The sequence below is a fragment of the Gemmobacter megaterium genome, assembly GCF_900156815.1.
Classification (GTDB): domain Bacteria; phylum Pseudomonadota; class Alphaproteobacteria; order Rhodobacterales; family Rhodobacteraceae; genus Wagnerdoeblera; species Wagnerdoeblera megaterium.
Window position 1 is genome coordinate 28,361 of sequence record NZ_FTOT01000003.1, and the last position, 15,135, is coordinate 43,495.

Sequence of the window (15,135 nt, forward strand, 5' to 3'; positions counted from 1 at the left end):
CGTGGTTCAGTCGATGGCGGCCAGATCGGGGACGGCATCCAGCAGCACCTTGGTGTACTCCGCCTGCGGATGGTCAAAGATCGCATCCACCGGCCCGCTTTCGACCAGAACGCCATTGTGGAGCACGCCCACATCGGTGGCCATCTGCCGGATCACGGCCAGGTTGTGGCTGATCAGCAGATAGGTCAGGCCGAATTCCTGCTGCAACTCTGCCATCAGATCCAGCACCTGCGCCTGCACAGATACATCCAGCGCCGAGGTGGGTTCGTCGCAGACGATGAATTCGGGCTGGCTGGACAGCGCGCGGGCAATGGCGATGCGCTGGCGCTGGCCGCCCGAGAATTCATGCGGGAACTTGCGCATGACGATGGGATCCAGCCGGACCTTGCGCAGCAGGTCTGCCACACGGTCCTCGACCTCGGAGGCCGTCTGGGCCAGACCCAGCACCCGGATCGGTTCGGCGATGATGTTGCCGACGCGCCAGCGGGGGTTGAGGCTGGCATAGGGATCCTGAAAGATCATCTGCACGGCGCGACGGCGGGCGCGGGCGCCTTCGCTGCCGGCCCAGACATCCTGACCGGCCACCTTGACGCTGCCCGAAGTGGGCTCGATCAGTCCGGCGATCATGCGGGCGCAGGTGGATTTGCCCGAGCCGCTTTCGCCGACAAGGCCATAGGTTTCACCCTTGCGGATGCGGAAGGACACATCGTTGACGGCGCGGAACAGGTTGGCAGGGCGGCGCAGGATGCGGTCCACGATGGTGGCGCCCATGTCGAAGTCGCGCACCAGATGCGAAACCTCGACATAGGAGGCGCCGCCCTGGTCCTCGCGCGCGGGGGGGGCGTCGCCGGTGCGGCTGATCGTCGGGATCGAGGCGATCAGGCGGATCGTGTACTCCTCTTGCGGGTGCTTGATGATATTGGCGACGGTGCCGGTTTCCACCACCTTGCCCGCGTTCATCACCATGATGCGGTCGGCGATCTGGGCGATGACCCCCATGTCATGGGTGATCAGCATGATCGCGGTGCCGCGCCGCTGGCACAAGTCCTTGAGAACCTTGATGATCTGGGCCTGGACCGACACATCGAGCGCCGAGGTCGGTTCATCCGCGATGACCAGTTCGGGATCGGCCGCGATGGCCAGCGCAATGACGACGCGCTGGCGCATCCCGCCGGAGAACTGGTGCGGATAGGCGTTGATGCGTTCGGCGGCGCGGGGGATGCCCGCCTCTTCCAGCAGGGAAATGGCGCGGGCGCGGGCCTCGTCCTCGGACAGCGGCATATGCTGGCGGATCGTCTCGATCAACTGCTCGCCCACGGTGAACAGCGGGTTGAGCGAGGTGAGCGGATCCTGCATCACCATGCCGATGCGTTTGCCACGCAGGCGGGCCAGTTCGGCGGCGGGCAGGGTGTCGATGCGCTGGCCGGTCAGGTGGACCTCGCCGCTGGTGATCTGGCCGGGCGGTTCCAGCAGGCCGATCACGGCGCTGCCGGTCATCGACTTGCCTGCGCCGGATTCGCCCACCACGCCCAGCACCTCGCCGGGGGCGATGTCAAAGCTGACACCATCCAGCGCGCGGAAATTGCCCCGGCGCAGCGGAAAATCCACCACGAGGTTGCGAACGGAAAGGATCGGGGCACTCATTTGCGCAGCCTCGGGTTCAGGGCATCGCGCAGCCAGTCGCCCAACAGGTTGACCGACAGCGCCAGCAGGATCAGCGTGAAGGCGGGGAAGGCGAGAATCCACCATTCACCCGAGAACAGGAACCGCTGGCCGATACGGATCAGGGTGCCCAGGCTGGGCTGGGTGGGTGGTACGCCGACACCGAGAAAGGACAGCGTCGCCTCTTCGATGATGGCCAGCGCCAGGCTGATGGTGGCGATGACAAGCACCGGGCCCAGCACGTTGGGCAGGACATGGCGGGTGACGATGGCCAGGGGATGGCGGCCCAGCAGGCGGGCGGCGGACACATAATCCTTTTGCCGTTCCACCATGGTGGTGCCGCGCACGGTGCGGGCGAATTGCGCCCAGTTCGACAGGCCGATGGCCAGAATCAGCACCCATATGGCGGTGTTTTCCTGGCGTTCCGGCGGGATCAGGCCGCGGGCGACGCCAAAGATCAGCAGCGCGATCAGGATGGCGGGGAAGGACAGCTGTACATCGGCAATGCGCATGATCACCGTGTCCAGCATTCCGCCACGATAGCCAGCGGCCAATCCCAGCGAGATGCCCAGGACCATTGCGAACAGCGTGGCGGAAAACCCGACGAACAGCGACACGCGCGAGCCGTACATGATGGTTGACAGCAGGTCGCGGCCCTGGTCGTCGGTGCCGAACAGATAGGACTTGCCCGAGAAGGAGTCGCCCATCGGTGCGGTGAAGCCATCCATCAACTCGATGGTGGAGGGGTCGAACGGGGTATGCGGCGCGATCCAGGGCGCCAGCACGGCCATCAGGACCAGCATCAGCGCCACCAGAGAGGCGATGATCGTGACCGGCGAACGGGTGTAGGAAAAGAAGATGTCGCTGTCCACAATACGCTGCCAGCGCGTCTTGGGCGCGGTTGCGGGCGCGATCTGCATGGGGTCGGACATGTCAGTGGCCTCCGCGGCGGCTGTCGACGCGCAGGCGCGGATCGACGAGGTAGTACAGGATGTCGACGATCAGGTTGATCACGACAAAGACGAAGGCGATGAACATCAGATAGGTGGCCATCACCGGCACATCGACGGCCTGAACCGAGGTGATGAACAGCGATCCGACGCCGGGCCACTGGAAGACGGTTTCGGTGACGATGGCGAAGGCGATGACCGAACCGAGTTGCAGGCCCGTGATGGTGATCACCGGAACCATGGTGTTCTTGAGCGCGTGGCGGAAGTTGATCACCTTTTCGGGCAGGCCGCGCGCGCGGGCAAAGCGGATGTAGTCGGTGCGCAGCACCTCCAGCATCTCGGCCCGGACAAGGCGCATGATCAGTGTCATCTGGAACAGCGACAGGGTGATGGCCGGAAGGATCAGCGATTTCAGCCCGGAATCGGTCAGGAATCCGGTGCGCCACGGGCCGATGGCCACCGTTTCGCCCCGGCCAAAGGACGGAAGCCATTGAAGTTCAACCGCAAAGATATAGATCAGGCCAATCCCGATCAGGAATGTCGGCAATGACACCCCGACCAGAGACACCGCCATGATGGCCCCCGACAGCAGGCTGCGGGCGCGCAGCGCGGTGAAGATGCCCAGCAGAACGCCCACCACCAGCGCCAGCGTGGCCGAGACGAAGGCCAGTTCCAGCGTGGCCGGCAGGCGTTCGGAGATCAGCCGCAGCACAGGCTGTTGCAGCCGGTACGAGATGCCGAATTCGCCTTGGACGGCATTCGACAGAAAGGTCCAGAACTGGGCATAGAACGGATCGTTCAGGCCCAGGCGGTCGCGCATGATCTCTTGATCCTCGATCCGGGTTTCAACCCCGGCCATCGAGACGATCGGATCGCCGACATAGCGGAAGATCAGAAAAGCAATCAGCGCAACCACCAGCATCACGACAACGGACTGGAGGAGGCGCCTGAGGATGAAGGCGAACATGTTGGGAATCCCTGCGGTTCGACGTGGTCGAAAGGGGGGAGGGGCATCGGCGGCGTCGCGGCCCCGGATAGGAAAACGGCCTGGCGCCCGGTAGGGGGGCGACAGGCCGCAACAGGTGGACCCCGTTTATTTCTTGATGGAGACGTCCATCATCAGCGGGCTGTTTTCCGGGTGCACGGCGATTTCAACGCCGGTGCGGGTCGCATAGGCCAGCACCTGATTGTGGATCGGCAGCAGGGCGCGATCTTCCTGCACCTTGGCCCAGATCTCTGCGATGGTCGCGTTGCGCTTGTCCAGATCGACCTCGGTTTCCAGCGACTTGATCTTGGCGTCCAGCTCGGGGTTGGAATAGAGCCCGCCGTTATAGGCGCCGTAGCTGCCTTCCTTGCTGTGGACCAGATCGTTGAACACATAGGCCGAGTCAAAGGTCGGGACGCCCCAGCCCAGCATGTAGAAGTCGGTGTCATTGGCCTGGATCAGCGGCGAATGCTGTGCCACCGGGCGCGAGGCCAGCGTGACCTGGATGCCGATCCGGCCCAGCATACCGACCAGCGCCTGGCTGATCGCCTCGTCGTTGACATAGCGGTTGTTGGGCGTGTCGAGTGTGACGCTGAAGCCGTTGGGATACCCGGCTTCGGCCAGCAGGGCCTTGGCCTTGTCCACATCGACGGCCGGGTAGGCATCCAGTTCCTTGGTCCAGCCGTTCACGAAGGGCGGCATGGCAACGCCTGCGGGAATCGACATGCCGCGCATAACGACGCGCTGGATGGCGTCGCGGTCAACGGCAAGGTGGACGGCTTCGCGCACCAGCGGGTTGTTGAACGGGTTGCTGTCCGTCACGTTCGAGGATTTCAACGGCTGATCGCCGAAACGGTAGCCGAAGTAGATGACGCGGTTTTCCGGCCCGGTGGTGACGGTGATGCCTGCGCTGGATTGCAGGCGGGTCACGTCCTGCACCGGCACGTCCTGGACAAAATCGACCTCGCCCGACAGCAGCGCGGCAACGCGGGTCGCGTTTTCGGCGATGGGCAGATAGACGATTTCCGTCACGACCGGCTTTTCGCCCCAATGCCCGTCGAAATAGGACATGACCGAGCGCACATCGACCTCACGCGTGGTGAGGGTATAGGGGCCGGTGCCGTTGGTGTTGCGCACGGCATAGTTGTCGGCGCCGGCGGCATAGTCCTGCACCTCGACCACGTTTTTCGCCTCGGCCCAGCCCTTGTCCAGGATGAAGGTGTTGGTCAGGTTGTTGGGGTACAGAGGCGACGGCCCCTTCATGTGGACTTCGACGGTGTAGTCGTCGATGGCGACAACCTTGTCGATGCCGACATGCAACTGGCGCATGTTCGACTTGTCCGAGCGCGCGCGGTCGAGCGAGAACACGACGTCTTCGGCGGTGAAATCGGCCCCGTCGTGGAATTTCACACCCTGGCGCAGCTTGAACACCCAGACATTGGGCGAGCCTTCCTTGATGGACCATTCGGTCGCCAGGCGCGGCGTCAGTTCGCCCGCGACGTTCCGGTTCACCAGCGTTTCATAGATGTGATGCAGGAAATTGTGGTTGGTCCCCAGGTTTTGCGCATGGGGATCCAGCGTGGTGGCATCGGCGGCCTTGGCCCACCGCAGGGTTTCGGCGGCGGCGGCGCCGGTCATGGCGCTGGTGGCCAGCAGCACGGCACAGATATGTGTCAGTTTGAACGTCACGCGGTTTCCCTCCGGGTTGCATCGACAAGCGCGGGTTTGCCCCGCTGCATTATGGTGCAGCAGTTTGGCAGTCGCCCGATTACTATGCAAGTCCACCCCACTGCCATTCCCTGTCTGGTTGCCGCGACGGCAGGTGGTGAAGTGCCCGCGACCATGGCCCGCGCCTGGGTGTTCCCGCGCTGCGGCGGCCTGTGCGACACCATCCAGCGATGATGCGGGCCTGGCATGTGCCTTGGAAATGCTTGGCATCAATTCTGTAATATCTGAAATAGTGACATTTTGCACATATCAGGGATGTCTTGGAATGGTGTCTTCTGTTTGGCGACTCCGGTCCGGCGCGGTGCGGTGCGGGGGGGCGTTCGGCAAGGTTCTGATCAACAAAAGCAGGGGGAATCGCATGGATGGCGGGGCTGTTCCGTTGATTGCATCTGTTTGCAAACGACCGTTTTAATGCGTGCAGTTGAATTGCATTTCTGGTCATTCCGGCATCCCTGTGCGCCGGGACCTGCCCGGCCGGTGAGGTGCGGCGGGCCGGGGTGCGTTGCAGGGGGTTCAAGCCCTGCGCGGAATGGGCCATCCTGCGCGCGTTGCCGCCCGAAGACATGCCGAGGTGCTTGGCTGGCTGGCGGTACCCGCAACAGGATCAGGAAACCCGCGATGACAGGCTATTCGCCGCCCCCCGTTTGGACATGGAACCGCCAGAACGGCGGGCGTTTCGCCACTATCAACCGTCCGGTCGCCGGCGCCACGCATGAGGCGGAGCTGCCGGTCGGGCGCCATCCGATGCAGTTGTATTCGCTGGGCACGCCGAACGGCCAGAAAGTCACCATTCTGCTGGAGGAACTGCTGGCCCTGGGCCATGCCGGAGCGGAGTATGACGCCTGGCTGATCAATATCGGTGACGGCGCGCAGTTTTCGTCGGGCTTTGTGGGGGTGAACCCCAATTCCAAGATACCGGCCCTGCTGGACCGTTCCGGCGCCGCGCCGGTGCGGGTGTTCGAATCCGGTGCGATCCTGATGTATCTGGCGGAAAAGTTCGGCGCCTTGCTGCCCGCCGCGGGCCCGGATCGCGCGGAATGTCTGTCGTGGCTGTTCTGGCAGATGGGCAGTGCACCCTATCTGGGCGGCGGGTTCGGCCATTTCTATGCCTATGCGCCAGAGAAATTCGAATATGCCATCGACCGCTTTTCGATGGAGGTGAAGCGGCAGCTTGATGTGTTGAACAGGCGGCTGGGTGAAAGCCGGTTCATTGCCGGGGCGGAGTATACCATCGCCGATATCGCCATCTTTCCCTGGTATGGCGGGATGGTGAAGGGTTGGCTGTATGGTGCGGGGGAATTCCTGTCGGTGCACGAATACGAGAACGTCATACGCTGGGCCGACGAGTTGATGGCGCGCCCGGCCGTGCGCCGGGGGCGCATGGTGAACCGCGTCAGCGGCGATCCGTCGGAACAACTGCGCGAACGGCATGACGCATCGGATTTCGACACCCGCACCGAAGACCGGATCGGCACTGCCAAGCCCGAGTGATCCGCAGGGGTCGGCGCCCTAGGGCGCCGACCGTCGCGGCCCGCTCAGGCCGTGTAGCTTTGCATCACCTCGTCCAGGCAGTGGTCGGTATCGCCCAGTTGGTGGTCCAGCATGATCAGCCGCTTGGCATAGTGCGAGGCGGCATAGTCCCAGGTCATGGCAATGCCGCCATGGATCTGGATGGTTTCTTCGGCCACCAGCCGCGCGGCGCGGCCGATCAGGGTCTTGGCCATTGCCGATTTCAATGCCGCGTCGGGGCCGTCCAGGGCGGCTGCGGCGGCAATGGTGATCGACCGGGCCTGCTCTATTTCCATAAGCAGATCGACGGTGCGGTGTTGCAGGGCCTGAAAGCTGCCGATCACGACGCCAAACTGTTTGCGGGTCTTGAGATAGTCCAGCAGGATCGCATAGGCCGCATCCATCGCGCCGACCGCCTCGGCACAGAGCGCCAGCCGCCCGGCGGTCACGGCGCCAGTGATCGCGGCGGTGGCGTTGTCCAGCAGCAGGGTGGCGGGGCTGTCCTCCATCAGCACTTCGGCCGCGCCGCCGCCGTCGATCATGCCATAGCCCACAACCGTGACCGCCGCCGCATCGGCCCGGAACACCGCGGGCGCGCCGTCCAGCAGCGCCACCAGCAGGAATTCATCCGCAGCCTGGCCGCCATAGACGGCCGTCTTGCGCCCGGTCAGACAATAGCCGTCGCCGGTGCGCCGCGCGGTGCTGGCGATGTGCCCGATGTCATAGGGAGCGTCGATTTCGGCCAGGCCGACGGCAAACCGTCGCGCGCCGCTGATCAGTTGCGCCTGGTCGGCATCGGCGGCCAGCATCAGGCGGCTGGCCAGCAGCGTGCCCAGAAAGGGCTCGGGGCACAGCGCCCGCCCCAGTGCCTCGAACAGCACGGCAATGTCAAAGCCGGTGCCGCCAAACCCGCCCGCCGTTTCGGGGACAAGCGCCCCGGCCATGCCCAGTTCGGCCAGTTCGGTCCAGCGGTCGGGATCGTGGAACGGGGCGGCATAGGCGGTGCGGCTGCGATCCCCGATGGCATAGCGGTCGGCCAGATAGCGGGTCAGCGTGTCCGACAGCATCCGCCGGTCTTCGGTCAGGTCGAAATTCATGGTTCACAGCCCCAGCATGGTCTTGGTCAGGATGTTGCGCTGGATCTCGTTCGATCCACCGAAGATCGAGGTCTTGCGGTTGTTGAAGTAGGTGGCTGCGTTGGTTTCGCTGTTCTCGGGGCCGAACATCAGGTTGGTTTCGCCGACTGAACCGGGAAAGGGGGCGGCCAGCGGGCCAAGCGCGCGACGGGCGAGGTCGCGGAGTTCCTGGTTGACCAGCGTGCCCTTGATCTTGAGGATCGAGGTTTCCGGCCCCGGATGGCCCTGTTTCTGGGCACGGAACAGCATTCGCAGATTGGTGATCTTCATCGCTTCGAGATCGGTTTCCACCCGCGCGATGCGGGCGGCGAACAGCGGATCCTCGATCAGCGGGCGGCCTTTGCGGCGCATCCGCCGCGCCAGGGCCTTCAGCTCGTCCAAGGCCTGCATCGAAATGCCGACACCGGCAATGTTCGTGCGTTCATGGGTGAGCAGGAACTTGGCGATGGTCCAGCCCTTGTTTTCTTCGCCGACCAGATTGTCCACCGGCACGCGGACATTGTCGAAAAAGACTTCGTTCACCTCGTGCCCGCCTTCGATCAGGCGGATGGGCCGGACCTCGATTCCGGGTGTGTCGATATCTGCCAGGACGAAGCTGATGCCCTCTTGCGGCTTGCCGCCCTGTGTCGTGCGGACCAGGCAAAAGATGCGGTTGGCGTGCTGGCCCAATGTGGTCCAGGTCTTTTGTCCGTTCAGGATGTAGTGGTCCCCGTCCCGGTCGGCACGGGTTCTCAGGCTGGCCAGATCCGACCCCGCCCCCGGTTCGGAATAGCCCTGTGCCCACCAGTCCTCGCCAGACAGGATGCGCGGCAGGATTTCGGCCTTTTGCCGGTCATTGCCGAATTCGATGATGACCGGGCCGAGCATATGCGGCCCAAAGGCGACGACACGCGGCGCATTGGCGCGGCTGCATTCGACGTCGAAGATATACCGCTCTACCGGGGTCCAGCCGGGGCCACCGTATTCGCGCGGCCATGTGGCCCCCAGCCACCCCTTGCGGCCCAGCAGTTCGTGCCATTCCTGATAGATCTCGCGGGGGAGTTCTACCCCTGCGCGCACGGCGGCGGTGATATGCGCGGGCAGGTTGGTGGCGAGAAAGTCGCGGACCTCGGTCTGAAAGGCGCGCTCGTGATCGGTAAAGGTCAAGTCCATCTCTTGCGTCCCATTGATCCTAGAGAACTTCGAACAATCCGGCCGCACCCATGCCGCCGCCCACGCACATCGTGCAAACGACATAGCGCGCGCCCCGGCGTTTGCCCTCGATCAGGGCATGGCCGACCATGCGCGCGCCCGACATGCCATAGGGATGCCCGATGGCGATGGCGCCGCCGTTGACGTTCAGCAGGTCATCGGGAATGCCCAGCTTGTGCGCGGAATACAGCACCTGACAGGCGAAGGCCTCGTTCAGTTCACAAAGGCCGATGTCGTCCATCTTCAGGCCATGGGCCTTCAGCAGGCGGGGCACGGCGTGGACAGGGCCGATGCCCATTTCGTCAGGGTCCAGCCCGGCGGCCATGACGCCGACATAGCGGCCAAGCGGGTGCAATCCGCGGCGCCCGGCCTCGGCCGCCTCCATCAGGACGCAGGCCGAAGCGCCATCGGAAAGCTGCGAGGCGTTGCCCGCCGTGATATGCGCCCCTTTGGCGATGCGCTGGCCGTCCTTGAACACCGGCTCCAAGGCCGCGAGCCCGTCCAGTGTGGTGTCGGGGCGGTTGCCTTCGTCACGATCCAGGGTGATCTGGCGGAAGGACCGCTCTTTTGTCTGCCGGTCTGTTACCGCCATGGTGGTGGTCATCGGCACGATTTCGGCATCGAACCGCCCGGCGGCCTGGGCAGCGGCGGTGCGCTGCTGGGATCGCAGGGCATAGGCATCCTGATCTTCCCTGCGGATGCCGTAGCGGTCGGCCACGATCTCGGCGGTTTCCAGCATCGTCATGTACAGGTCGGGGCAATGCTCCACGATCCAGGGGTCGGTGCGGTGGTCCTGGCGGATGTTCTGGTTCTGCACCAGGCTGACCGATTCCACCCCGCCGCCGATCACCACATCCATGCCGTCATGCACGATCTGCTTGGCTGCGGTGGCAATCGCCATCATCCCGCTGGCGCATTGCCGGTCGAGCGACATGCCGGCGACAGAGGTGGGCAGACCGGCGCGGATTGCCGCCTGGCGCCCGATATTTCCCCCGGCAGAGCCCTGCTGGATCGCGCAGCCGATGATGCAATCGGCAATTTCGGGGCCGTCCAGCCCGGCACGGGCCACGGCATGGTGCACCGCATGGCCGATCAGGGCCTGCGCCTGGGTGGTGTTGAATGCGCCGCGATAGGCTTTGCCGATCGGGGTGCGCGCGGTCGAGACGATCAGGGCGTCGCGCATCGGGGGATCCTCCTCAATCCTGTGGGTCCGGCGCTGTGGAAGGCGCGGGGTTGAACTGGCGGTTCGGCGTGTGTGGTCCGCCGATCCTGCCTGCGGCCCCTGTGACGATGGCGATGCTGCCTGCAACCTGCATCCCTGGGCCTCAGGTCCACATATGGGTGCCGCCGCATAGCGTCAGCGCCTGTCCGGTCATGTAGCTGCTGGCCTCGGAGGCCAGAAACACCGCCGTTCCGCCGAAATCCTGTGGCTCTCCAAAGCGGCGCAGGGGAATCTGGGTGCGGGCGCGTTCTGCGGCTTCGGGACTGTCCCACAGCGCGCGGGCGAATTCGGTGCGCACGACGCCGGGGCAGATCGCATTCGCCCGCACCCCCTGCGGCCCGTAGTGCAGCGCCAGGTTGCGCACCAGCCCGATCAACGCCAGCTTGGAGATGCCATAGAGGCCCAGCGTCGGCGAAGGTTTGAAGGCGCCGACGCTGGCGGTAAAGATCATCGACCCTGCGCCGCGCGCGATCATGTCGGGCACCACCAGCCGCGCAAGCCACAGATTGGCCTGCACATTCGTCTGCATGATCTTTTCATAGGAGGCGTCGGCTATGTCGGAAATCGGCCCATAGTGTACATTCACGCCAGCGTTGCCGACCAGTATGTCCACCGGCCCCGCAAGGGCGTGCGCCCGTTCGACCAGCGCGACCAGATCCTCGTGCCGCCCGGCATTGGCGGCCACACCATGCGCCCGGGCAGCACCGCAGGCCCGGTTGATCTCTGCTGCGGTGGCATCCAACTGGTCCTGCTTGCGGGCAGAGAGGATCACCGTCGCGCCATGATGCGCCAGGGCCAGCGCCATTTCCCGCCCCATGCCGCGCGAGGCGCCGGTCAGCAGCGCGACCTTGCCGGTCAGATCGAAGAGCTGGCCCATGTCACGGTCCTTCGGACACGGTGCCATGGCGGCGGGTGCCCGCTGCGGCCTGCCGCGCGTTTGACGTTTCGAACGCCCTGCGCTCGGCGCGGGCGACAACGGCGTGGTGCACCTCGTCCGGGCCGTCGGCCAGCCGGAGGGTGCGCTGCTTGATGTACATCTCGGGCAGGTCGGTCCACTGGCTGATCCCTGTCGCGCCATGAAGCTGGATGGCCTGGTCGATGATCTGGCAGCACTTTTCGGGCACCATCGCCTTGATCATGGAGACCCAGACGCGAGCCTCCTTGTTGCCCAGCACATCCATTGCCCGCGCCGCCTTGAGCACCATGAGGCGCATGGCCTCGATCTCGATCCGGGCGCGGCTGATCGTTTCCATGTTCTTGCCCAGATCAATGATCCGCTTGCCGAATGCCTGCCGCGAGACCCCGCGTGCAATCATCAGATCCAGCGCCTTTTCCGCCGCCCCGATCGACCGCATACAATGGTGTATCCGCCCTGGCCCCAGCCGAAGCTGGCTGATCTCGAACCCGCGCCCTTCGCCCCACAGGATATGATCTTCGGGCACACGGACATTGTTGAACCGGATGTGCATATGCCCGTGCGGCGCGTCGTCGTGGCCAAACACGTTCATCGGCCCAAGGATTTCCACGCCGGGTGTGTCGACGGGCACCAGGATCTGGCTTTGCTGGCGGAAGGTCTCGGCATCGGGCGAGGTCTTGACCATCACGATCATGATCTTGCAGCGCGGATCGCCGACACCGGAAATGTAGTATTTCTCGCCGTTGATCACCCATTGGCCGTTGTCCAGCACCGCACGGGTGGAGACGTTGCGCGCATCCGACGAGGCCACATCCGGCTCTGTCATCGCAAAGGCGGACCGGATTTCCCCGGCCAGAAGCGGCTTGAGCCACCTGTCCTTTTGCGCGGGGGTGCCGACACGTTCCAGCACTTCCATATTGCCCGTATCGGGGGCCGAGCAGTTCAGCGACTGCGCGGCCAAGGGGTTCTTGCCAAGCTCGAAGGCGATATAGGCATAGTCGAGGTTGGACAGCCCCTCGCCCGTGTCGGCATTCGGCAGGAAGAAGTTCCACAGACCTTCGGATTTGGCCCGCGACTTGAGTGTCTCCAGGATCTCCAGTTGGCCGGGCGCATAGGAGAAACGTTCCTTGCGCGTTGCCCCCAGGCGTTCGTATTCGCGCCAGGCCGGTTCGCAATGTTCGGCAACATGCACGATGACCTTGTTCAGCAGGGGGCGGGCGCCCTCTGACATGGCCAGATTGTTCAGCGTGTCCGTGCTGCCCGGTCGCTGCGTGTCGGTGGCGTGGGTCATTCCGGTTTCCTCCCGTTCCACGGCGTCATCTGTTCTTCAGTCCGGCTTGCACTTCGGCGTCATGGGTCCACCGTTGCGCCGGGCGTGCGCCGTGTGACCAGCCCGCCAAGGTCCAGATCAAGGAACGATCCGCCGTCCTGCGCCAATCGGCGCAAGGTGGGTGCGGGGGCGCAGGCCGGATCGTCCTTGGCCAGACGTTCCATGCGCGCCAGCAATGGCCCGGCGCCGATCCGGTCCGCCCAGAACATCGGCCCGCCCTTGTCGGGCGGGAAGCCGTAGCCGTTCAGCCAGACCACGTCGATATCCGAGGGTCGCTGGGCCTTGTTCTCTTCGAGAATCCTGACAGCTTCGTTGACCATCGGGGCCAGAAGGGTTTCGACGATCTCGTCGGGGGGCAAGGTGGTCGGCGCGGCGCCGGTCATCTTGCGGATCAGGCGGGCGGTGACGTCCGATGGTGTGGCGCGGCGCTGGTCGTCATAATCGTAGAATCCCGCGCCGGTTTTCTGTCCGCGCCGACCCATTTCGCACAGCGCGTCGCGGATGGGGCTGTGGGTCTTGGCGCCCGTGGTCCAGCCGATGTCCAGCCCGGCCAGGTCGGACATCTGATATGGCCCCATCTTGAAACCGAACCCGGTTATGGCGGCGTCGATGTCCCATGGCATCAGCCCGCCGAACAGCAGGCGGTTGGCCTGTTCCCGGCGTGCGGCGAGCATCCGGTTTCCGACGAACCCGTCGCAGACGCCAACCAGAACCGGCACCTTGCCGATGCGCCCCGCAAGGTCCATGCAGGTGGCGACCACATCGTCAGCCGTCTGTTCCGCCCGGACGATTTCCAGCAGTTTCATAACGTTGGCGGGCGAGAAGAAATGCAGCCCGATCACATCCTGCGGGCGGCGGGTGGCCGCGGCGATCTGGTCTATGTCCAGCGCCGAGGTGTTGGTGGCCAGGATGGCCCCGTCCTTAGCGATGCTGTCGAGGCGGGCGAAGATGCGGGTTTTCAGATCCATGTTCTCGAACACGGCTTCGATGATCAGATCACAGTCGGCCAGTGCCGCCATATCGAGCGCGGGCGTGAGGCGCGCCATGCGGGTCTCGACCTCGGATTGGGGGAACCGGCCCTTGTCGGCGCTGGCCTGATAGTTGCGCCGGACTATGGACACGCCCCGATCCAGCACCTCGGGCGCGGTTTCGACAAGTGTCACGGGGATGCCCGCGCTGGCAAAGGTCATCGCGATGCCGCCGCCCATCGTGCCAGCGCCGATGATCCCGACCGACAAAACCGGGCGCAGGCGGGATGGCGCGGCCGCCAGGCCATCGACCACGGCGGCCAGGCGTGTGGCCTTGGCGATATGGGTGGCTGCATCGGCATTCTGGGGCGGTGTCGGCATGTGTCCACTTTCGTCCGGGGAAGGCGCGGCGCCGATGGCCCGGTGCCGTTGCGCGCAGGAGTGCCGCCCTGGGCCGGGTCTGGCGCGGATTCCTGACACATGTCAGGATTACGGTATGCCAACAGATCCGACAAGTGAAATTTTCGGCCCCTGGCCGTTTCGGGGGCTGCGCGCCGTGCCGGTTCAAACCGGATTGACGCGCGGGAGTGTGCGCTCTAGCGTGATTCCTGACAGTTGTCAGTTTTCGCGGTGCCGCCCTGACATGCGCAGGACCGGCAACAGCGATCGCCGTGGGAGGGCGCAGATGACAGGGCATTTCACCTATCGGCACATCCTTTGCGAGACGCGGGACGGGATCGCCACGATCACGCTGAACCGCCCCGAGCGGTTGAATGCCTGGACGCCGTTGATGGCCGACGAGGTGCGCGGCGCGGTCGGTGTGGCGGGCGCCGATCCGGCGGTGCGGGTGATTGTGATCACGGGGGCCGGGCGGGGGTTTTGCGCCGGGGCCGACATGGACGCGCTGGACCAGACGGCCGACCGGGGACGTGCCAGCGGGCGCGAGGTGCTGTATCCGCAGGACATTCGCTTTCCCGATGCGCCGGGCCCGGATCTGGACGGGTTGTATCCTGGCCGCTTCGGGTATCTTTATGCCTGCCCCAAGCCGGTGATCGCGGCCATCAATGGGGCGTGCGCGGGCATCGGGCTTGTACTGGCGCTGTATTGCGACCTGAGATTTGCGGCCTCCGGGGCCAAGTTCACGACCGCCTTTGCCGCACGGGGGCTGATTGCGGAACATGGTACCGCATGGCTCTTGCCACGGCTGATCGGCGAGGCCCATGCGCTGGATCTGCTGCTGAGCGCGCGCAAGTTCACCGGCGACGAGGCGCACCGCCTTGGCCTGCTCAATGCGGTCTTGCCCGACACCGAGGTGATGGCCCATGTCGCGCAGGTGGCGCGGACGCTGGCCAGGGACGTTTCGCCCCGGTCCATGGCGATCATCAAACGGCAGGTCCGCCGCGCCTATGCGCAGGATTTCGCGACGTCCCTTTCGGTTGCGGATCACGAGATGGAGCACAGCTTCACATCGGCAGATTTCCGCGAAGGCGTTCGCAGCTTTGTCGCGCGCCGCGCGCCGCGCTTTGCGGATCTTTGAC

The 15,135-nt window shown here is 64.8% G+C and carries 12 protein-coding genes; 2 read left to right on the forward strand and 10 right to left on the reverse strand.

What is annotated here, in order from left to right; all coding sequences use genetic code 11:
* Window positions 1-6: 6 nt before the first annotated feature.
* The 4 genes from BW970_RS08820 to BW970_RS08835 all read right to left on the reverse strand — a co-directional run bounded on the left by BW970_RS08820 (window position 7) and on the right by BW970_RS08835 (window position 5,235).
* On the reverse strand, window positions 7-1,644 hold the full coding sequence (locus tag BW970_RS08820; RefSeq protein ID WP_076530330.1) for an ABC transporter ATP-binding protein: 1,638 nt from the start codon (window positions 1,642-1,644) through the stop codon (window positions 7-9).
* A complete protein-coding gene (locus BW970_RS08825; protein WP_076530332.1) occupies window positions 1,641-2,594 on the reverse strand; it encodes an ABC transporter permease in 954 nt (317 codons plus the stop codon). The genes BW970_RS08820 and BW970_RS08825 overlap by 4 nt, the downstream gene beginning before the upstream one ends.
* A gap of 1 nt (window position 2,595) precedes the next feature.
* A complete protein-coding gene (locus tag BW970_RS08830) occupies window positions 2,596-3,579 on the reverse strand; it encodes an ABC transporter permease (protein ID WP_076530333.1) in 984 nt (327 codons plus the stop codon).
* Between the two features lie 126 nt (window positions 3,580-3,705).
* The gene (locus BW970_RS08835) at window positions 3,706-5,235 is read right to left on the reverse strand and encodes an ABC transporter substrate-binding protein (RefSeq protein ID WP_144038928.1); all 1,530 of its coding nucleotides are present in this window, start codon (window positions 5,233-5,235) and stop codon (window positions 3,706-3,708) included.
* 708 nt (window positions 5,236-5,943) lie between these two features.
* Between BW970_RS08835 and yghU the strand changes: the two genes are divergently transcribed.
* Window positions 5,944-6,816, forward strand: coding sequence for a glutathione-dependent disulfide-bond oxidoreductase (gene yghU, locus BW970_RS08840; RefSeq protein ID WP_076530335.1), 873 nt, complete (start codon window positions 5,944-5,946; stop codon window positions 6,814-6,816).
* A 44-nt stretch (window positions 6,817-6,860) separates the two neighbouring features.
* On the opposite strand, the gene BW970_RS08845 is transcribed toward yghU, so the two are convergent.
* The 6 genes from BW970_RS08845 to BW970_RS08870 form a co-directional block, all read right to left on the reverse strand.
* On the reverse strand, window positions 6,861-7,931 hold the full coding sequence (locus BW970_RS08845; protein ID WP_076530336.1) for an acyl-CoA dehydrogenase family protein: 1,071 nt from the start codon (window positions 7,929-7,931) through the stop codon (window positions 6,861-6,863).
* Between the two features lie 3 nt (window positions 7,932-7,934).
* Window positions 7,935-9,122 (reverse strand): acyl-CoA dehydrogenase family protein, encoded by a 1,188-nt coding sequence (locus BW970_RS08850; protein ID WP_076530338.1) that lies wholly within the window; start codon window positions 9,120-9,122, stop codon window positions 7,935-7,937.
* 19 nt (window positions 9,123-9,141) lie between these two features.
* Window positions 9,142-10,344, reverse strand: a complete 1,203-nt coding sequence (locus tag BW970_RS08855; RefSeq protein WP_076530340.1) for an acetyl-CoA C-acyltransferase — start codon at window positions 10,342-10,344, stop codon at window positions 9,142-9,144.
* A 142-nt stretch (window positions 10,345-10,486) separates the two neighbouring features.
* Window positions 10,487-11,260 carry an SDR family NAD(P)-dependent oxidoreductase gene (locus BW970_RS08860; RefSeq protein ID WP_076530342.1) on the reverse strand — a complete coding sequence of 258 codons (774 nt, stop codon included), beginning with the start codon at window positions 11,258-11,260 and terminating at the stop codon, window positions 10,487-10,489.
* Window position 11,261: 1 nt separating this feature from the next.
* Window positions 11,262-12,590, reverse strand: a complete 1,329-nt coding sequence (locus tag BW970_RS08865; RefSeq protein WP_229740475.1) for an acyl-CoA dehydrogenase family protein — start codon at window positions 12,588-12,590, stop codon at window positions 11,262-11,264.
* Between the two features lie 59 nt (window positions 12,591-12,649).
* Window positions 12,650-13,978 (reverse strand): 3-hydroxyacyl-CoA dehydrogenase, encoded by a 1,329-nt coding sequence (locus BW970_RS08870; RefSeq protein ID WP_076530344.1) that lies wholly within the window; start codon window positions 13,976-13,978, stop codon window positions 12,650-12,652.
* A gap of 304 nt (window positions 13,979-14,282) precedes the next feature.
* On the opposite strand from BW970_RS08870, the gene BW970_RS08875 reads away from it, so the two are divergent.
* Window positions 14,283-15,134: an enoyl-CoA hydratase gene (locus BW970_RS08875; protein WP_076530346.1), complete on the forward strand. Its 852-nt coding sequence runs from the start codon at window positions 14,283-14,285 to the stop codon at window positions 15,132-15,134.
* Window position 15,135 lies beyond the last annotated feature (1 nt).

Excerpts from the sequence above, each read along its gene's own strand:
- BW970_RS08820 (WP_076530330.1), bottom strand. The coding sequence starts at position 1,644 with ATGAGTGCCCCGATCCTTTCCGTTCGCAACCTCGTGGTGGATTTTCCG.
- BW970_RS08825 (WP_076530332.1), bottom strand. The coding sequence starts at position 2,594 with ATGTCCGACCCCATGCAGATCGCGCCCGCAACCGCGCCCAAGACGCGC.
- BW970_RS08830 (WP_076530333.1), bottom strand. The coding sequence starts at position 3,579 with ATGTTCGCCTTCATCCTCAGGCGCCTCCTCCAGTCCGTTGTCGTGATG.
- BW970_RS08835 (WP_144038928.1), bottom strand. The coding sequence starts at position 5,235 with ATGACCGGCGCCGCCGCCGCCGAAACCCTGCGGTGGGCCAAGGCCGCC.
- yghU (WP_076530335.1), top strand. The coding sequence starts at position 5,944 with ATGACAGGCTATTCGCCGCCCCCCGTTTGGACATGGAACCGCCAGAAC.
- BW970_RS08845 (WP_076530336.1), bottom strand. The coding sequence starts at position 7,931 with ATGAATTTCGACCTGACCGAAGACCGGCGGATGCTGTCGGACACGCTG.
- BW970_RS08850 (WP_076530338.1), bottom strand. The coding sequence starts at position 9,122 with ATGGACTTGACCTTTACCGATCACGAGCGCGCCTTTCAGACCGAGGTC.
- BW970_RS08855 (WP_076530340.1), bottom strand. The coding sequence starts at position 10,344 with ATGCGCGACGCCCTGATCGTCTCGACCGCGCGCACCCCGATCGGCAAA.
- BW970_RS08860 (WP_076530342.1), bottom strand. The coding sequence starts at position 11,260 with ATGGGCCAGCTCTTCGATCTGACCGGCAAGGTCGCGCTGCTGACCGGC.
- BW970_RS08865 (WP_229740475.1), bottom strand. The coding sequence starts at position 12,590 with ATGACCCACGCCACCGACACGCAGCGACCGGGCAGCACGGACACGCTG.
- BW970_RS08870 (WP_076530344.1), bottom strand. The coding sequence starts at position 13,978 with ATGCCGACACCGCCCCAGAATGCCGATGCAGCCACCCATATCGCCAAG.
- BW970_RS08875 (WP_076530346.1), top strand. The coding sequence starts at position 14,283 with ATGACAGGGCATTTCACCTATCGGCACATCCTTTGCGAGACGCGGGAC.